Genomic DNA, 16,446 nt, shown 5'->3' with positions numbered 1-16,446 from the left:
TAAGTTAACAAGTGTTAATATTATCATAATGTTAAGCATTGTGCTTTATGTTAATTTAATGTTAAGTAACACATAAGTCATTCAGCATTAGCAAACAGAAGTTTTGCTTTATCTTAGTGGTATGAAGTTATACTTACTCACAATTGCTTTTACATTACTTTCAGGCTTTGCCTTTGCTCAGGAGCTACCGGATATCCCCGAACCACAAAAAGACAGCGCTACCCTTGCTTTAGAGAAAACTAACTCCGCCGTGCTTGTTGAACAAGTGCCGAACTTTCCTGGCGGAGATAATGCTTTTATGACATATGTAGGAAGGCATATTAATAAGCCTGAATTGGTTACCTTATTTGGCTTTAAGGGGCGTATTGTTGTAGGATTTACTGTAGGTAGAAGTGGCTTAGTTAAAGATATTAAAGCTTTTAGTGCTGGCGGTTTAGGTTACGAAGATGAAGTGGTTTCTGCTATAAGCCAATCGCCTGCCTGGAAGCCAGGTATACAAAATGGGACCCCTGTTGATGTAAAATATACCATCCCTTTTACGATAGACCTGCCCCGCGCAGAAATTGATATACTTGACCTGAAAAGATCAAGCTATCGGTTCACTTTTCAAATAAAAGATAAAACGTACGATATTAAACAAGCTGAAGCGATACTTGGGAGCAAATTCAGCAGCGCTAAGATAGACTACATCAAAACATTCCTGGAGCAGCCCGAAGAAAATAAAAAGCAAAAAGCTTACCTGATACAAATAAAAGATTAAATAAAAAAAGAGACGCGAAGTATCGCGTCTCTACATATTTTCTTGTCTTGACTCTAACGTCTTGTATCTCTCCCCTACTCCCATTTAAAGGTTTTTACTGCTACCGCATAAATACCGATACCCCATATCAGCAGGATGAATAGCTGATGGGTAACATCGCCAAGGCCCGCGCCTTCAAAGGCTACCTTACGCATGGCATTGTTTAAATGTGTTAACGGCAATGCATTGCTAACGTACCGCAGCCAGGTTGGGAACGCTGTGATGGAAAAAAATGTGCCCGATAGCAGGAACTGCGGCAGCGTAATGATGTTTGACAGCGGTGGCACCGTGCTCTCGTTTTTGGCGATACCGGATATGGTAAACCCAAAGCCCATAAATATAATAAGCCCGATGGCGCAAAGCACAAGCATATTAAGCACCGTGACCACCCCATGAATCAGGGTAAAGCCAAATGCGAAATGCCCAACCATAATAATGAACAATGCACCCAGCAACGAGAATACAATACGTGCAATGGCTTCGCCTAAAACAATACTGTATCTTTTTACCGGTGTAGCAAAAAAACGTTTAATAACCAGTGTTAACCTCAGCCCAATAAATACGAAAGCCGTACCAAACACCCCGCTGCTTAACAGCGAAAAGCCCAATTGCCCCGGCAGTATAAAATCAATGTATTTATATTCGCGGCCGGTAACAACGGTTTCTTTAAGATTTACGGCATCGGGTAATTTGATGCCTGAGTATGCTTTTATCCGGCTCAACTCTTCCGACTGGATACGGTAGAATATATTATTTAAGGCCGATTTTAGCACAGCCCCCTTATCGCCCGATGCATGGCTGTATTGCACACTCATATCAATAGGTTTCATCGGCACAAACGGCCCTATATTGATAATTGCGTCAAGGCTTCCTTTTGCAAGGTTCTTACTCATTTCATCAGCCGTTTGATTTTTGGTGAGGTGCACTATCTTATTTTGCGCAAGCACCTTGTAAACCGGGTTCAGGGTATCACAGCCTTTGGTTACACCTACATCTATAGACATACCGCCACCACCAATATTGGCAAACACCAATATAAATATCAGCGGGAAGGCCAAACTAAACACCACCGCCGACGGGCTGCGTAAAATAGACCTGAAACTGGCTTTGGCAATAGCCAGGGTTGCGCGTGTATTACTATATTTCATATTGAAAAGTCATTGTGTCATTAGGTCATTGAGTCATTTTTTCGAGGTTGCAAACTGCTAACTATCAACTGCAAACTCTTGCTCCCCTTCAGGGGGTTGGGGGGGCTAACTATCCCGCCACTCCTTACCGGTTAAGTTTATAAATACATCCTCCAGGTTGGCGCCTTTGGTTTGCTTGGCGCGTTCAAAACCGCTGGCTACCAGTTGGTCAATAAAATGGTCGGGGGTATCAATACCAATAATGTGGCCGCCGTCAACAAAAGCTACGCGGTCGCACAGCACCTCGGCTTCGTCCATATAGTGCGTGGTAATTACAACGGTAGTGCCCGTATCGCGAATCTCGCGGATCAGATCCCAAAGGTTACGGCGCGCTTGTGGGTCAAGTCCGGTTGTAGGCTCATCCAAAAATATGATCCGTGGGTTATTTATCAATGTGGTAGCAATAGAAAATCGCTGCTTTTGCCCGCCGGATAGATCTTTGTATTTGGCTTTGGCCTTATCTGTAAGTGCAACCTTCTCCAGCATTTCTGTTGGCGATTTATCTATGCCGTATAAACCCGAGAACAGCACGATCAGTTCGGACAGGTTAAGGTTGGGGTAATAGCCTGCTGCTTGTAGTTGTACACCAATGCGTTTCTTAATATTGTCGGCATCGGTTTCAATATCAAAACCATCCACTGTAACCTCGCCCGATGTTTTATCGCGCAGGGTTTCAATAATTTCGAGTGTGGTGGTTTTGCCTGCGCCATTAGGCCCCAGCAGGCCGAAAATCTCGCCCTCGTAAACTTCAAAGCTAATCCCCTTAACCGCCTCGAAATCGCCGTAGTTTTTTACGAGGTTTTTAACCGTAATAATAGGTTTGTTTGCCATATTGTAAATATGCAAGGTATTTAATTAAAACACAATGTCCCATCGGCAAACAGCCGTATATTTTCGGTAAGCAGATTTAATCACTAAACTTTAAAATTGTTACTTTAGCGACCATAACCCTTATTACATGAGAAAATTGTTTTTAATACTTGCCATTGGTCTGGTTTCATGTAAACAGAACATCGATAAAACAAAAAAAAACACGGATCATTCTGTTGCTGAAAAAAAATTGCAAAGCGACACATCTCCATACATATCGTTTCCTTATAACGTTGACGTGTTTGACTGGAAAAGTTTTGAAAAACAAAACAACGAACTTAAAAACCGGTTCATGCAATCCCCGCCTGCTGAGTTAAAAGATGCTTACGAGTATTACAAAGGGGAATTTTCCAGTATGGCTGATCTGCAAAAGGCATTACATATTTATGATATTGATGCTGACGGCACAGATGATATTATTTTTGAAGGGCAAAGTGGTGGCGAACCATTAGAAATTGCATTGATACTAAATACCAAACAAGGCCTGAAAGTAGTTTTCAATACCTTTCAAACCGTAAAAGGCATTACAGTAGATAAAGATAAAAGAATAAGTAAGTTATATATTAAAGACCCCGGTTGCTGTGCCGAATATATTGAATTTAATAAAGTTTATGATGTTATTTACACTACCGGTCAGCCAATGGTAAAACTGCAATATTTGTCGGCCAACCATGTAAGCACCTATTTCCCAGAAAAATATCTTTCACAGCCTATAAACTTTGAAGTACTTAATGATAATTATAAATTACGGATAAAACCAATTGTGGATGATAAATCACAAATGACACTTGATGGCGAACCACACAGTGGCAATGATGTGGCGCTTCTTAAAAAAGGAACACAAGGTAAAGCTTTTGCAACCGCTACCGACAAAACCGGCCGCGAATGGTGGTTAGTACAAATAGATCCTAAATTCACTGTTATTAAAGGCTTTTTCCACGAAAGTGAAGATAGTACTCTTCGGGCCTGCAAAATTGGCTGGATAAGTAGCCGTTTTATAAAAAAGCTTTAATAAGCTACTTACTCTAGTAAGTAGCTTATTAAAGCCAGACCTTAGAAAATCAATCCACCTATTAAACCAATAATAACAATGGCTTTTGAAACAAAAGCGGCAATAACAGTGAGTACAGGTAGTGTGAGTAAAGTTGTCATGATTGTTTAGTTTTAACACTACAAAAGTGTATCAAAACCAAACTTTTTAACAGGATTATTAGGTGAATGAATGCAAAATGTCGGTAAATGTGTTCTTACCGGGAATAAGCATCGGCAAAATAGCGGTTGCGGTTTTCACCGCTTATTCGCTCTCTACATTTATCCCAATTTGCTTAAGTAGCAACGATGCATTGAAGGTTTTACACTCGCCGTGTTTTATTTTGTAATCGAAAAGCATTTCGCCGTCTATTACCTGTATATCAAAGTAGTAGTTGCGTACGTAGGTTGGATACTTATCTTCCAGGCGGGCAATCTGCAGATCGTGCGTGGCCACCATCCCTACACCTTTTTTGCTGATAAGCTGCTCAATAACCGCTTTACTGCCCAGGTATTTATCCATGGAGTTTGTACCGCGCAGCATCTCGTCTATCAAAAAGAAAACACGGTGTTCATGCTCAACAGCAGCCAGCAGCATTTGCAGGCGGTCAAGCTCGGCTTTAAAGGTTGATGTACTTTCGTTCAATGAGTCTTTTATACGCATGTAGCTTACTATCGTGATAACAGAAACCTCCATGGCCGCCGCGCAAACCTTCGCCCCGGCCAGTGCCAGCACGGTATTAATGCCTATAGTGCGCAAGAAAGTACTTTTACCCGCCATATTACTGCCGGTGATGATGTCTATGCTATAGGCGTCTTTTAAGTCGTAGTCGTTATCAACCCGTTTGCCGCGGATAAGCGGGTGGGCTATGTTTTTAGCGATTACCGTGTAACCTTCCGTATCGGCAATAACTGGGTATGTCCATTCCGGGTAGTTGATGGATGGTACGGCTATACTCATCAAAGCCTCAAACTCGGCTATCACATCAAAGGCTTCTTCAAAATTCTGGTGGTTATTACGCTTCCATTTTTCGATGAGGATGATCTGCTTAAGCGCCCATAAAAAAAACACGTTTAGTATAAACCCTACTATCATGATAAGGCTATAACTCAACTTATTAATAAGCTTTGATAACTCCTCTATATTTTTTGAGGTTTGGTTTACGCGGAGTTTCTCATTCAGTTCCGCACATCTTTCTGACTGCCACTGGTTACTTTCTATCGCCTTAAAAACAATGGCGTAGTTGGCCAGTACGCTGCCAATTTTATCGGCAACGGCACCTGCTTTTAATATATAGCTCCCTTTTGAGAGCAGTATCAAAGTGTTAAAAAATGCTATCGCGACAGCTATCAATACAAAAACAGGATATAAAAATATGCCTGCCAATATAGTACCAAAAAGTAAATAGGGCGCTATTTTAATATATGCGCTTAACCATTTTTCGCCGGATAACTCTAACGGAACGCCTAAATAAACAAACAGGCGTTTCATCTGGTCGGTATCTTCTTTGGTAGCAAACAATAGCTTGGTTTGGGTATTAACCTTCCAATCGTTATTGGCGGCTATTTCTTTTACCGCCTCCTGGCGGGATAATATGGTTGGCTTATCAGCCGGTGCGTTTAGCCATACTGCCAATTTATCGATCCCGGCAGATGTTGCAGCCCTGTTGATGAGGTTATATAGCGAAGCATTACCAAAAATATCCAGGTCGGAACTATAAAAGTGTTTCTCGTTGCTATACTGCTGCCCGTTACTGTACAGGTTGGTATTGCTTTGCAAGCTATTAAGCTCGTTAAGGTTGATGCGTTGCAGGTCCAGGTAGTAATTGCGCTGGCGTTCGTACTCGCCCTGCCGTGCAACCAACCATGCAAAACCGGCAAGTAGTATCACAAAGCCAACAGCCATAATGGTAAAATTATCCTGCTGAATGGTGAGGTATACCGAAAAAATCATGAGCCCGAAAATGCCCAAACGCAACAGCGAGTAGGTATTAGCCAGCTTTTTATATTTATCGGCCTCTTGTTTTGCCAGCTCAGCGGCCCGGGTGTAGTTGCTTATGATATCTTGTTGCACAGTTTTTATAATAGTACTTTTGCCATCCATGTTACAATAATAAGATAACATTTTGGCTTAAATAGTTACAGGCATTAATGAAGATAACTTTTATAACCGTTGGCAAAACCGAAGATGCTTATTTAAAGGATGGCATTGAGAAATATGTAAAGCGCCTAAAGCATTATACCAAGCTGGAAATGACCGACATCCCCGAGCTGAAAAACACCAAAGCCCTTACCGAAGAGCAGCAAAAAAACAAAGAGGCAGAACTGATACTCAAAAAAATAACTCCGCAAGACCACGTGATACTGCTTGACGAGAACGGCATGGAGTTTACCTCGGTACAGTTTGCCAATTATATTAACAAGCGTTCGGTATCATCATCGGCTAATTTGATATTTATTGTGGGCGGCCCCTACGGGTTCGATCAATCTGTTTACCAGCGCGCAAACGATAAGATCTCTCTTAGCCGCATGACCTTCTCACACCAAATGGTCCGTCTGTTTTTTGTAGAGCAGCTATACCGTGCCTACAGCATTATCAAAGGCGAACCATACCATCACCAATAGGTTAGATGTGCGGATTTTAAATGTGCAGATATGCAGATGCCGGGTGCGTTCTGTAAATTCTTAAATTCTATACATTCAGGTTCAGACAAATAATTTGCACATTTGCATATCTGTATATTAATTACCATGGCTCACGACCACTCCCATCATCACCACCACGACCACGCACCCAAATTAGACCACCTGAACGCGGCCTTTATCTGGGGTATTATACTCAACTCTGCTTTTGTTGTTATCGAGGTGATTTACGGGCTTATCAGCGGCTCATTATCGCTATTAACTGATGCCGGGCATAATTTAAGCGATGTGGCATCACTGGCGCTTGCACTGCTGGCCTTTAAACTGGCCAAAGCAAAATCAAACAAGGATTATACTTACGGTTATAAACGCTCTACCATTATTGTTTCGTTTTTTAACGCCATGATACTGATAGTTGCCGTAGGCTTTATTGTTTACGAGGCCGTAATGCGCTTTATACACCCCGAGCCTGTTGCCGGTGCAACCGTTGCCTGGGTAGCTTTCGCCGGTATTGCTGTTAACGGGTTTACCGCCTGGCTATTTGTAAAAGATAAAGATACCGACCTGAACGTGAAAGGCGCTTACCTGCACATGGCGGTTGATGCCATTGTATCTTTGGGTGTGGTAATATCAGGTATTATCATCTACTTTACGCACCTTACCTGGATAGACAGCGCCGTGAGCATCATCATCGGTATTGTGATATTAACGGGTACCTGGAACCTGCTTAAAGACAGCCTGCGACTGGAAATGGACGGTGTACCAAAAGAAATGGACCTTAAAAAAATAAAGGCCGAACTAATAAAAGCCGAAGGTGTGGTTGATATTCATCACATGCACGTTTGGGCCTTAAGTACTACCGAAAATGCCCTTACAGCCCACCTGGTAGTAAGCCCCGATGATATGCAGAAGTTTGACGAGATAAAGCACGATCTTCGCCACCGGCTGGAACACCTATCCATCAGCCATAGTACTTTTGAGCCGGAGTTTAGTAATGAAAAGTGCGGACAGCCCGATTGTTAATACATTAATAAATACCCTCTATGAGCACAACCAACCGACGCAAATTTATAGCAACCGCAGCTACTGTTGCCGCAGGCACCGTTGTTGCATCAGCAATGCCATCCATCATAAAAACAAAAACCATGACAAACAGATACCCCATTGTGCACCACGCGCTTTTCTGGTTAAAGAACCCGGATTCGAAAGAAGACCGTGATAAACTGGTAGCCGGCGTAAAATCGCTCGGTAAAATAGAGACAATTAAAGAATTACACGTTGGCGTAGTAGCCAGCACCGAAAAACGCGACGTGGTTGATAACAGCTGGGGAGTATCTGAAGTAATGTTCTTTGCCGACCTTGAAGGGCAGGCCACCTACCAGAGCCACCCCATCCACCAGGAATTTATCAAGAACCATAGCCACCTTTGGGAAAAGGTTGTGGTATATGATGCAATAGACGCGTAACCGGGATTAAACAGATTTATACGATTAACCGATTTCACTACACCTGCATAACCAATTTGTCATGGTGAGCCTGTCGAACCATTAACGAAAGAGTACGGTCTTCGACAAGCTCAGACTGACAAACTTATAAATACAAACAAAGCCCCGATAGGTTATCCTACCGGGGCTTTAATACTTATCGGCGTAAATTACCTTACGCTTTTTTAGCCGGGGCTTTTTTAGCTTTCGCTTTTGGGGCTTCGGTAGCAGGTGCTTCTTCTTTTACAGGTTCGGCAGCGGGTGCTTCTTCAGCAACCGGTGCAGTTGCAGGCGCTTCGTTAAATAACGGAAGTTCCTTTAGTATCAAAAACCAGCTGATGATCTTTTTGATATCTGATGAATATACTTTCTCCTCGTCGTGATCAGCGGCCACGGTAAAGAAAAACTCGCGCAGCTTTTTGCCATCATCTTTTGGGTTTGGCACACTTGCAGCAGCTTTCATGCGCTCAAGCACATCAATCAGTTTAATATCATCTTCCAACCCAAAAATGGTTATCTCGTTCAATGCCGCCAGTTTTGCGGTTGATAAGTTGGCTATCAGCTTTGTTTTTTGCGCATCAAGGCTTTCTAATACATAGCCGGTTTTGTTTTGGGCAAGCGCCCTCCATAAACCCGGTTTGCCCGATACTGCAACAATTCCCTGTAAATTCATTTTTTATGTTATTGGTTGATTGGGGGTTTATTGGTGAGTGGTTCTTAACAATTCACTACTCACTAATCACCATTTACTATTCCTCTATTACTTCTATTCCTAAAATTTTATCGCCCTGGCGAATATCGTCAACCACGTCAACATTTTCAACCACCTTACCAAATACGGTGTGGTTACGGTCTAAATGCGCGGTGTTATCGCGGCTGTGGCATATAAAAAATTGCGAGCTGCCGGTGTTGCGGCCTGCGTGTGCCATTGAAAGTACGCCACGGTCGTGGTATTGGTTCTCGCCTGTTAGTTCACAGTCGATACGTGTACCAGAACCACCTGCGCCTGTGCCGGTTGGGTCGCCACCTTGTACCACAAAATTAGGTATAACACGGTGAAACGTTACGTTATCGTAAAAACCTGATTTAGCTAAACCTAAAAAGTTTGCTACAGTGTTAGGCGCGTCCTTATCAAAAAATTGAACGGTCATGTCGCCTTTTTCGGTTTTAATAATTGCTTTGCTCATTTGTTTTTAATTTTAAACAGGTGGCAAAGGTAAGTATTTGAGCGGAAAGGGAGAAATGGTGAGTGGTTGATTAAGTGGGTAGTGAGTGGTTTTTATTTCGTTATTCAAAATTCAGTATTCGGTGTTTGATATTATTGAGTTATTTATGGCGTTACCTGCGGCCGGGCTGTACGCTCATACTACGCAGGCCTTAAGTACGGGCCGGTATCCGCTGCCATCCCTAACGTGGAGATTTACCTTTTCTGGAGAATTGGATTTAAAACCTCTGTAATAATACCGGTTCCAATAATGCGCGGGCCTTCCCTAAAATCGAACCCTAACCCTATCTCTAACTTATTAATTAAAAAATCAGTTGAAATAATTGCTATTTCTGCCACCACTTTATCACCCGGATAAACCGTTTCTTTATTAATGAACTTTTGTTGACCGCTGGTTTGATTATTACTGAAAGCAAACTTTACCTGAGGCCTATATCCCGAAAAAGCAGGAGTTCTTCTCCCACCGTCTTCAGTAGTTAAATATTGCAGTTCTGCAATAAAATCAGGCTGTTTATCCATAACACTAATATAGTTTATCTATAATACCATTTCCAATTAATCGTTACATTTGGTAGTACCCAATGAATACGATCAAAAAATATCTTTTCGCTTTTATCCTTCTGTTTCTACCTCTCGTTATGCGGGCAGCCTCTATCCTTATCCCTATGGATGATGAGCAAAAGGACCACCTAAAATCGTATGGCATCGCTTTTTGGACGCTGAAGAACGGCCAAACGGTTGACTGGCTGCTCAACTACCGGGGCGGCAGTTTTATGATGAAGTATGACCAGAAACTGGAAGAAGAATGCAAGATACGTGGGGTAAGCTACCAGGTTTTGGCCGATGCCAAGGCCAACGAGATATTAACCGAAGTAAGTGACCCATCGGTTAACATGGACTTAGTAAAGCTGGAGAAAGCGCCAAAAATGGCCGTGTATTCGCCCAAGAATAAACTGCCCTGGGATGATGCCGTTACCCTGGTTTTAAAATATGCCGAGATCCCGTATGATGTAATTTACGATGAGGAGGTTATTCGTGGCGACCTGCCTAAATACGACTGGCTGCACATGCACCACGAGGATTTTACCGGGCAGTTTAGCAAATTTTATGGTGCTTACCGTTACGCGCAATGGTATGTAGATGATGTAAAAGGCCAGCAGGCTATGGCTGCCAAACTGGGCTTTAAAAAGGTATCGCAAATGAAGCTGGCCGTGGTGCAGCACATCCGCGATTTTTGCGCCGGTGGCGGCTTTTTGTTTGCTATGTGCAGCGGTACCGATACCTTTGATATTGCCCTGGCCGCTTCCAATACGGATATTGTAGAGAGCATGTTTGACGGCGACCCCGCCGACCCCGATGCGCAACAGAAACTTGATTTTACACAAACCTTCGCCTTTCAGAATTTCACGCTGGATGAGAACCCAACATCGCACCAGTTTAGCAATATTGATGTTACCCCCGTAAGGCAGATTGACCGCGCGCACGATTTTTTCACCCTGTTTGATTTTTCGGCAAAATGGGATGTGGTGCCCAGTATGCTTACGCAAGATCATGATAAGGTTATAAAAGGCTTTATGGGCTTAACCACTGCCTACAATAAAAGCAAACTTAAACCCGGCGTTACCATTATGGGCGAAATGAAAACCGCCAACGAAGCCCGCTACATACACGGTGAGTTTGGTAAAGGCCAATGGACATTTTACGGCGGCCACGACCCCGAAGATTACCAGCATACCGTTGGCGACCCACCTACCGATCTGAAACTGCACCCAAACTCGCCCGGATACCGGCTGATACTGAACAACGTGCTGTTCCCTGCTGCTAAAAAGAAGAAACAGAAAACCTAAGCTACCGCGAGGTACTTACTTAACAAAATCGCTTCATGTATGTTAAGCTATAAACTGCTGTGCGGCAAATTGCCAAGCCTTATTATGCGTAATCACCCTTCATCATACCTTTTATAACAAACCCATTTGTTTGCCTTTTTTTATTATTTTTTGTAACATAATTCAAAATCTAATACTAACGGTGTGTAATTAAATTTATAAGTGGAAAACAACGCGGCCCGGTTTATACAATTAATTGAAGAGCACAAAGCAATGCTTTTTAAGATATGCCGAATTTACCAGGATGATGAGGCAGACCGGGACGACTTAATGCAGGAAATGATATTGCAGCTTTGGTTGGCCTTCGATTCTTTTCAGGGGAAAAGCAAATTCAGCACCTGGATGTACCGGGTAGCGCTAAATACGGCGATCATGTTTTTCAAGAAACAAAAAAGAAGGCCGGATAGCGAACAATTGCCCGACAATCTTGACCACTTAGAAGCGGAAGTTACAGACACCGAAAAAGACGAACAACTCACCCTGTTTTACAAAGCGATACAACAGCTTAACAAAGTTGAAAAAGCGCTGATATTTTTATATATGGAGGATCAGCCTTATGAAGACATTGCTCTTAATCTCGGCATCAGCGAAATTAATGTAAGGGTACGCCTAAATCGCACCAAAAACAAACTTAAAGAAATAGTAAAAAGCATGAATTATGAATATAGATGATTTAAAAGACGCCTGGAAAAATGAGAAGCCCGGTTTTGTTCATTTGCCTATAGACGATGCTATGCAGGGTAAAACCGTTTCTGCAGTAAACAGTATTCGCAAAAATATGAAAACGGAGTTTATAGGTACACTGTTCTCCTATCTGATTCTTATCTGGTTCTTATTTTTCAGGCAAACCGACCCTTTCCTGTTTAATATTACCAGCCTGTTGCTTTTTACAATTGTGTTATTAAACACTTATTACTTTTTTAAATTCTATGTTTTTTACCGCTCTATAAGCAGGTATACCTCGAGCCTGAAAAATAGCATTACCAAAGTAGCCTACGAGTTAGAACTTAATATAGAAATATATAAAGCATACAACTTTTGCATAACACCTATTGCTTTAATGGTGGCCATTGGCATACTTTGTGGCAAAGAAACATCAAAGTATATTTTACAAGGCTTAACCAGTTCGCATAACATAACCGCAAACTTGTTAATTATGCTTGGCGTACTACTTATTAGTTTTGCAGTCGCCTATATTTTCATAAACCTGCATATTAAGGTTAAGTATGGTAAATACCTTAAAGAACTTAAATCGATCATCTATGATCTGGAGGAAGACGCCGATTAAAACAAAATACGCATTAACAGAGGTTAAACATAAAACAGAAGCCATCAACATTATTAGTTGATGGCTTCTGTTTTTGACCTCATTTTTTTTTGTGAATAGCTTAGTTATAAAACGTCCATGCTACGCCAAACTTTAGCGTTTTATCCATTTGCGGGTAGCGGTTAACGGTGTAAAAGCCATTACTGAAAAGCCCCTGGTTCACGTAATCATATTGAATGAACAGGTTAGTGCGCTGTAGTGTGGCTTTAAAAAACAGGGTAGCAATAGGGTACGATGTAAATGTAATATCGGGCCCGTTATAAAACTGCCCCAGGCCTACCGCGTATGATGGTGCAGTATATGGGGTATTGTAGCGTACACTTACCCCAAACTGCGAGTGAAGTACATCAAACAGGGTTGTTCCATAATACAGGCTGCTAAAGGTATAAACCTCGGGCGTGCGCAGCAAGTCGGCTTTGTCTGTTTTTTGGTAAACTACGTAGTTATCAAAATGCAGCTTGCGCCATTGCAGGTTTTTGCCCAGGCTTACTTTTAGTAAATTAACAGACGATCCGTATTGCCTTGGTGTGGCATCAATACCACCTGGTTGTGCGGCAAAATACAGGTAATCTGTTATCAGGAAATACTCGGCTTTCAGGTCAACCTGCAGGGCATCATTAATATAATTGAATGATGCGTTTGTAGTTTTCTGGTTATTAAAATTATTATTGAAAATATAATGGTTGGAGATCCAGTTGGTGTAAACCAACCCCGGCGAACTACTTTGCAGGTATGCACCTAACACAATACGGCCGGCTTTTTTGTTACCTGCCAGGGTAAGTTTGGCATCATATAACAAGTCGCCAAAGTTGCGGCCCTGTACTATCTGGCGTATATCGGCATCCAGGTTTATCCTGTCGCTAAAGCGATAGCCAAGGCGCGCCTTTAAAGTAATATTCTGAAAAGTTTCATTCTGTACCCTCGAAGGTTTCAATTGCTTTTGCCCAAACTCGTTTATAAGCGTATCAGATACAAACTGGCTCATGTTATAAAAATCATGTATCAGGCCAACGTCAAGCTTAAGCTCGTTCCTGATCAGCTTTGCCGATTTTGGCCTCAGGTAAAAGCTGTACGAAAATTCATTCTGCAGGTGCAAAACGTTCAACGAATCGCGCGAGCGGCCTGCGCTGAAATAATAATCGGGGAACGCCCCGTACGTATCTAAGCCATTTTGCAGGTAATTGTATTTACGCTGGTTAAAATAAAACGTGTGGGCTACACGCTGAGTGGGCAGCACGTTTTTATTACCTGCCTTGCCATTATTAAGGCTATCTATATGGCCTATATAGTAAAACTGTTTAACATAAATTCCGGTACTTTTCCAATTGGTAAAACTACTTGGCAGCCGTACAGGCTCACCGGTTTTGTTAAAGGATGATCCTGAACTGTTAAATATCGTATCCTTTAAAATAGATCCTGTTTCTGGCGCCTTAAGGTTATTAAACAACACATTGGCCAACAGGTTATACCGTTTATTAACGCTATGGTACCAGGTAAACAATCCAAAATTAAAACCGCTTACGTTTTGCCGCAATATACCATTGGTACTGTAATACCCCCGCGATCCGTTGAAGTTCATCATAAGCCCTACATTCCAGTTGGGCTTAACGTTTTGGGTATGCACCACCTTAAACAATTGCTCAACAGACCCGCCGAGCGAACTGAACAGTGACAGCAACGTATACGGTGCCCGGGCATTAAAATAATTAATATCCTGCGGGTTTAGCATATAAGCATCAAGTGCGTGCAGGCCCTCATCAAAGCCAATGGTTTTTCGCGGGTTAAATAACAGGTCGCGTTGAGACACGCCTGTATAGCCCAGGCTTATCTTAGGGTTGCGGGGCTGGTTAAGCGGACTATAATTTTCAAAGTTAACCAACCCGGTATCTAACGGGAACAGCTGGATGCTATCCATCAGCAGGCGCTCACTGGTAACCTTTATAAATTTAGAGGTAAAAACGATCGAGTCTTTTCTCCCCTCCTCGCGTTTACGTATCGAATCGATATTCTGTGAATCACCACTTTTGGTTCTCCGGTACTTTGAAGTATCGCGCGAGTAAACCGGATCGTTAGGGGTTTGCCCCGGGAACCTCGGGTTGCCAACCACCTGTGCAAAACCAGTCTCTGCAAACGCACAAATCAACAGTATCAATAAATATTTAAGCTTATTCGCCATTAAAGCCCTGCTATTAATTCTTTTAGTATTACAGTCAATTTTGGTTCGGCTTCTCTTGCCACAGCCAGTATCTCTTCAAGCGATACCGGTTTTAACACTTCGGTAAAACCCTCATCTGTAATTACAGATATGGCAAATACAGGCAGGCCCATATGGTTTGCCACAATCACTTCGGGCACTGTGCTCATGCCTACAATATCGCCTCCTATTACACGCAGGTATTTATATTCGGCGCGTGTTTCCAGGTTTGGGCCGGTAACCGCAACATAAACTCCTTTATGGCAGGTAATATTATTTGCTTTAGCAATTGCAAGTCCTTTTTCTATCAGGCCATGCCTGTAAGGCTCGCTCATGTCAGGGAAACGCGGGCCAAGTTCTACATCATTACGGCCAATAAGCGGGTTCATGGGCTGCAGGTTTATATGATCTTCAATGATCGTCAGATCGCCCTTTTTTATAGCCGGGTTAAGTGAACCGCTTGCATTTGATACAAAAAGCGTTTTAATACCCAGCATTTTCATCACCCTAACCGGGAAGGTGATCTGCTGCATGGTATAGCCCTCGTAATAATGTAAACGGCCTTGCATAGCAACCACTCTTTTACCGCCCAGCATACCAAATATCAATTTACCCGAATGAAACTCAAGTGTAGACATCGGAAAATCGGGAATATTGGAGTACATCAGTTGTTTTTCAACCTCTATCTCGTTAACTAAAGCGCCAAGGCCCGTGCCTAAAATAATCCCGGCTTCGGGTTCAAAATCGCCAATACGTTTTTTTATATAATCAGTGGTGTTCTGTATGCTCTCTAACATAGTTTATTATTGTTTGATCAAATCCCTGCTGCCCGTTATTTAAAAATTTAATACCTATTGGCAGCACCCAAACAGGCAATTGCGCAACAGCCGGCAGCAGTTCATGTACCCCTAAACGCTGCGCATCCTTTTCTGTTGTGATAATAACTTTTTTTTGTGATTTACAGGCAGAAAATTCCCCCGCAAGTTTAACTATATTTTTCAAGCTAAAGGGGTGATGGTCGGGATAATTATGGTGAATGATGTTTGCTGTAAACTGGCTGATGTGCTGCACCAGCGGTTTAGGATTAGCGATACCTGTTAGTAAAAACACGGTGGTATCCGCATCGATCTTAAAATTCACAGGCTGACCTTGTAGATCCTGCAATGGCTGGTAGGTTATGGCGCTAAAAAACAGCGGCTGCCAGTTTAAGGGCGCTATCTGCTCGTAGCTTTTGGTCATTTGCTGCTCGTTCAAATCATCAGGGCATTTGGTTACTACCATAATATCCGCACGCCATCGCCCGCTAAATGGCTCGCGCAGGTTACCGGCAGGCAGTACAAATTTTGGCTGTTGCAGGTGGGTATAATCAAACAGCAAAACGTTTAAGCCCGGCTTTACCGCGCGGTGCTGGAAGGCGTCATCCAGTAAAATAAGATCGTGATTGGTTTTAAGCTGATCGATGCCGGCTGCCCTATCCTCGCACACAGCTACGGTAACATCAGGGAATTTATGTTTGAACTGTGATGGCTCGTCGCCTATTTGAGCGGATGTGCTTGCTGCATCAGCCAAAACAAAACCCTTTGTATGGCGACCGTACCCCCGGCTTAATGTGGCTAATTTATTATCGTTTTTTAACAGGCGGATGAGGTACTCCGTCATAGGGCTTTTGCCCGCGCCTCCAACTTCCAGGTTGCCTACGCATATTAAAGGTAACCCGAACTGTTTGCTTTTAAACAGGCCTGCATCATAAAACCAGTTACGGATGATAACCACCAAGCCATACAGTAACGAAAACGGTAATA

At 42.6% G+C, this 16,446-nt stretch carries 17 protein-coding genes; 8 read left to right on the top strand and 9 right to left on the bottom strand.

Annotated features, from left to right (window positions below; translation table 11 throughout):
- The first annotated feature begins 121 nt into the window (after positions 1–121).
- Positions 122–760 (top strand): energy transducer TonB, encoded by a 639-nt coding sequence (locus WC615_RS07975; RefSeq protein ID WP_372977578.1) that lies wholly within the window; start codon positions 122–124, stop codon positions 758–760.
- A 74-nt stretch (positions 761–834) separates the two neighbouring features.
- On the opposite strand, the gene WC615_RS07970 is transcribed toward WC615_RS07975, so the two are convergent.
- Both WC615_RS07970 and WC615_RS07965 read right to left on the bottom strand, forming a co-directional pair.
- Complete coding sequence (locus WC615_RS07970; RefSeq protein ID WP_372977577.1) at positions 835–1,947, bottom strand: ABC transporter permease; 1,113 nt, start codon at positions 1,945–1,947, stop codon at positions 835–837.
- A gap of 105 nt (positions 1,948–2,052) precedes the next feature.
- Positions 2,053–2,817, bottom strand: coding sequence for an ABC transporter ATP-binding protein (locus WC615_RS07965; RefSeq protein ID WP_372977576.1), 765 nt, complete (start codon positions 2,815–2,817; stop codon positions 2,053–2,055).
- Positions 2,818–2,944: 127 nt separating this feature from the next.
- Here WC615_RS07965 and WC615_RS07960 point away from each other — a divergent pair, with 127 nt between their 5' ends.
- Complete coding sequence (locus WC615_RS07960) at positions 2,945–3,868, top strand: hypothetical protein (RefSeq protein ID WP_372977575.1); 924 nt, start codon at positions 2,945–2,947, stop codon at positions 3,866–3,868.
- Positions 3,869–4,150: 282 nt separating this feature from the next.
- Here the strand turns inward: WC615_RS07960 and WC615_RS07955 are convergent, their stop codons facing one another.
- A complete protein-coding gene (locus WC615_RS07955; RefSeq protein ID WP_372977574.1) occupies positions 4,151–5,989 on the bottom strand; it encodes a DNA mismatch repair protein MutS in 1,839 nt (612 codons plus the stop codon).
- 47 nt (positions 5,990–6,036) lie between these two features.
- Between WC615_RS07955 and rlmH the strand changes: the two genes are divergently transcribed.
- From rlmH to WC615_RS07940, 3 genes are all read left to right on the top strand, one after another.
- Complete coding sequence (gene rlmH, locus WC615_RS07950; protein WP_372977573.1) at positions 6,037–6,510, top strand: 23S rRNA (pseudouridine(1915)-N(3))-methyltransferase RlmH; 474 nt, start codon at positions 6,037–6,039, stop codon at positions 6,508–6,510.
- A gap of 126 nt (positions 6,511–6,636) precedes the next feature.
- Positions 6,637–7,551 (top strand): cation diffusion facilitator family transporter, encoded by a 915-nt coding sequence (locus WC615_RS07945; protein WP_372977572.1) that lies wholly within the window; start codon positions 6,637–6,639, stop codon positions 7,549–7,551.
- 20 nt (positions 7,552–7,571) lie between these two features.
- Positions 7,572–7,994: a Dabb family protein gene (locus WC615_RS07940; RefSeq protein ID WP_372977571.1), complete on the top strand. Its 423-nt coding sequence runs from the start codon at positions 7,572–7,574 to the stop codon at positions 7,992–7,994.
- A gap of 193 nt (positions 7,995–8,187) precedes the next feature.
- Here the strand turns inward: WC615_RS07940 and WC615_RS07935 are convergent, their stop codons facing one another.
- From WC615_RS07935 to WC615_RS07925, 3 genes are all read right to left on the bottom strand, one after another.
- The gene (locus WC615_RS07935) at positions 8,188–8,685 is read right to left on the bottom strand and encodes a DUF5606 domain-containing protein (RefSeq protein WP_372977570.1); all 498 of its coding nucleotides are present in this window, start codon (positions 8,683–8,685) and stop codon (positions 8,188–8,190) included.
- Between the two features lie 76 nt (positions 8,686–8,761).
- Positions 8,762–9,199, bottom strand: coding sequence for a peptidylprolyl isomerase (locus WC615_RS07930; RefSeq protein ID WP_067063046.1), 438 nt, complete (start codon positions 9,197–9,199; stop codon positions 8,762–8,764).
- A gap of 233 nt (positions 9,200–9,432) precedes the next feature.
- Positions 9,433–9,756 (bottom strand): hypothetical protein, encoded by a 324-nt coding sequence (locus tag WC615_RS07925; protein ID WP_372977569.1) that lies wholly within the window; start codon positions 9,754–9,756, stop codon positions 9,433–9,435.
- 119 nt (positions 9,757–9,875) lie between these two features.
- Here WC615_RS07925 and WC615_RS07920 point away from each other — a divergent pair, with 119 nt between their 5' ends.
- The 3 genes from WC615_RS07920 (at position 9,876) to WC615_RS07910 (ending at position 12,411) form a co-directional block, all read left to right on the top strand.
- Positions 9,876–11,084, top strand: coding sequence for an asparagine synthetase B (locus WC615_RS07920; RefSeq protein ID WP_372977568.1), 1,209 nt, complete (start codon positions 9,876–9,878; stop codon positions 11,082–11,084).
- A gap of 201 nt (positions 11,085–11,285) precedes the next feature.
- On the top strand, positions 11,286–11,795 hold the full coding sequence (locus tag WC615_RS07915) for an RNA polymerase sigma factor (RefSeq protein WP_372977567.1): 510 nt from the start codon (positions 11,286–11,288) through the stop codon (positions 11,793–11,795).
- Positions 11,782–12,411, top strand: a complete 630-nt coding sequence (locus tag WC615_RS07910) for a hypothetical protein (RefSeq protein WP_372977566.1) — start codon at positions 11,782–11,784, stop codon at positions 12,409–12,411. Before WC615_RS07915 ends, WC615_RS07910 begins: the two co-directional genes overlap by 14 nt.
- 100 nt (positions 12,412–12,511) lie before the next feature.
- Here the strand turns inward: WC615_RS07910 and WC615_RS07905 are convergent, their stop codons facing one another.
- The 3 genes from WC615_RS07905 to lpxK form a co-directional block, all read right to left on the bottom strand.
- Positions 12,512–14,626 (bottom strand): putative porin, encoded by a 2,115-nt coding sequence (locus WC615_RS07905; RefSeq protein ID WP_372977565.1) that lies wholly within the window; start codon positions 14,624–14,626, stop codon positions 12,512–12,514.
- Entirely contained in the window at positions 14,626–15,441 is an 816-nt protein-coding gene (locus WC615_RS07900) for a purine-nucleoside phosphorylase (RefSeq protein ID WP_372977564.1), read from the bottom strand. Before WC615_RS07900 ends, WC615_RS07905 begins: the two co-directional genes overlap by 1 nt.
- Positions 15,413–16,446 (bottom strand): tetraacyldisaccharide 4'-kinase (lpxK, locus tag WC615_RS07895; protein WP_372977563.1); only part of this gene is annotated, 1,034 nt, incomplete at its 5' end. The genes lpxK and WC615_RS07900, both read right to left, overlap by 29 nt.

Origin of the sequence: Mucilaginibacter sp., from assembly GCF_041663085.1 — a bacterium.
In the GTDB taxonomy this organism is placed as follows: domain Bacteria; phylum Bacteroidota; class Bacteroidia; order Sphingobacteriales; family Sphingobacteriaceae; genus Mucilaginibacter.
Note: the sequence above shows the minus strand (reverse complement) of the source record. Positions and strands in the feature narration are given on the sequence as shown.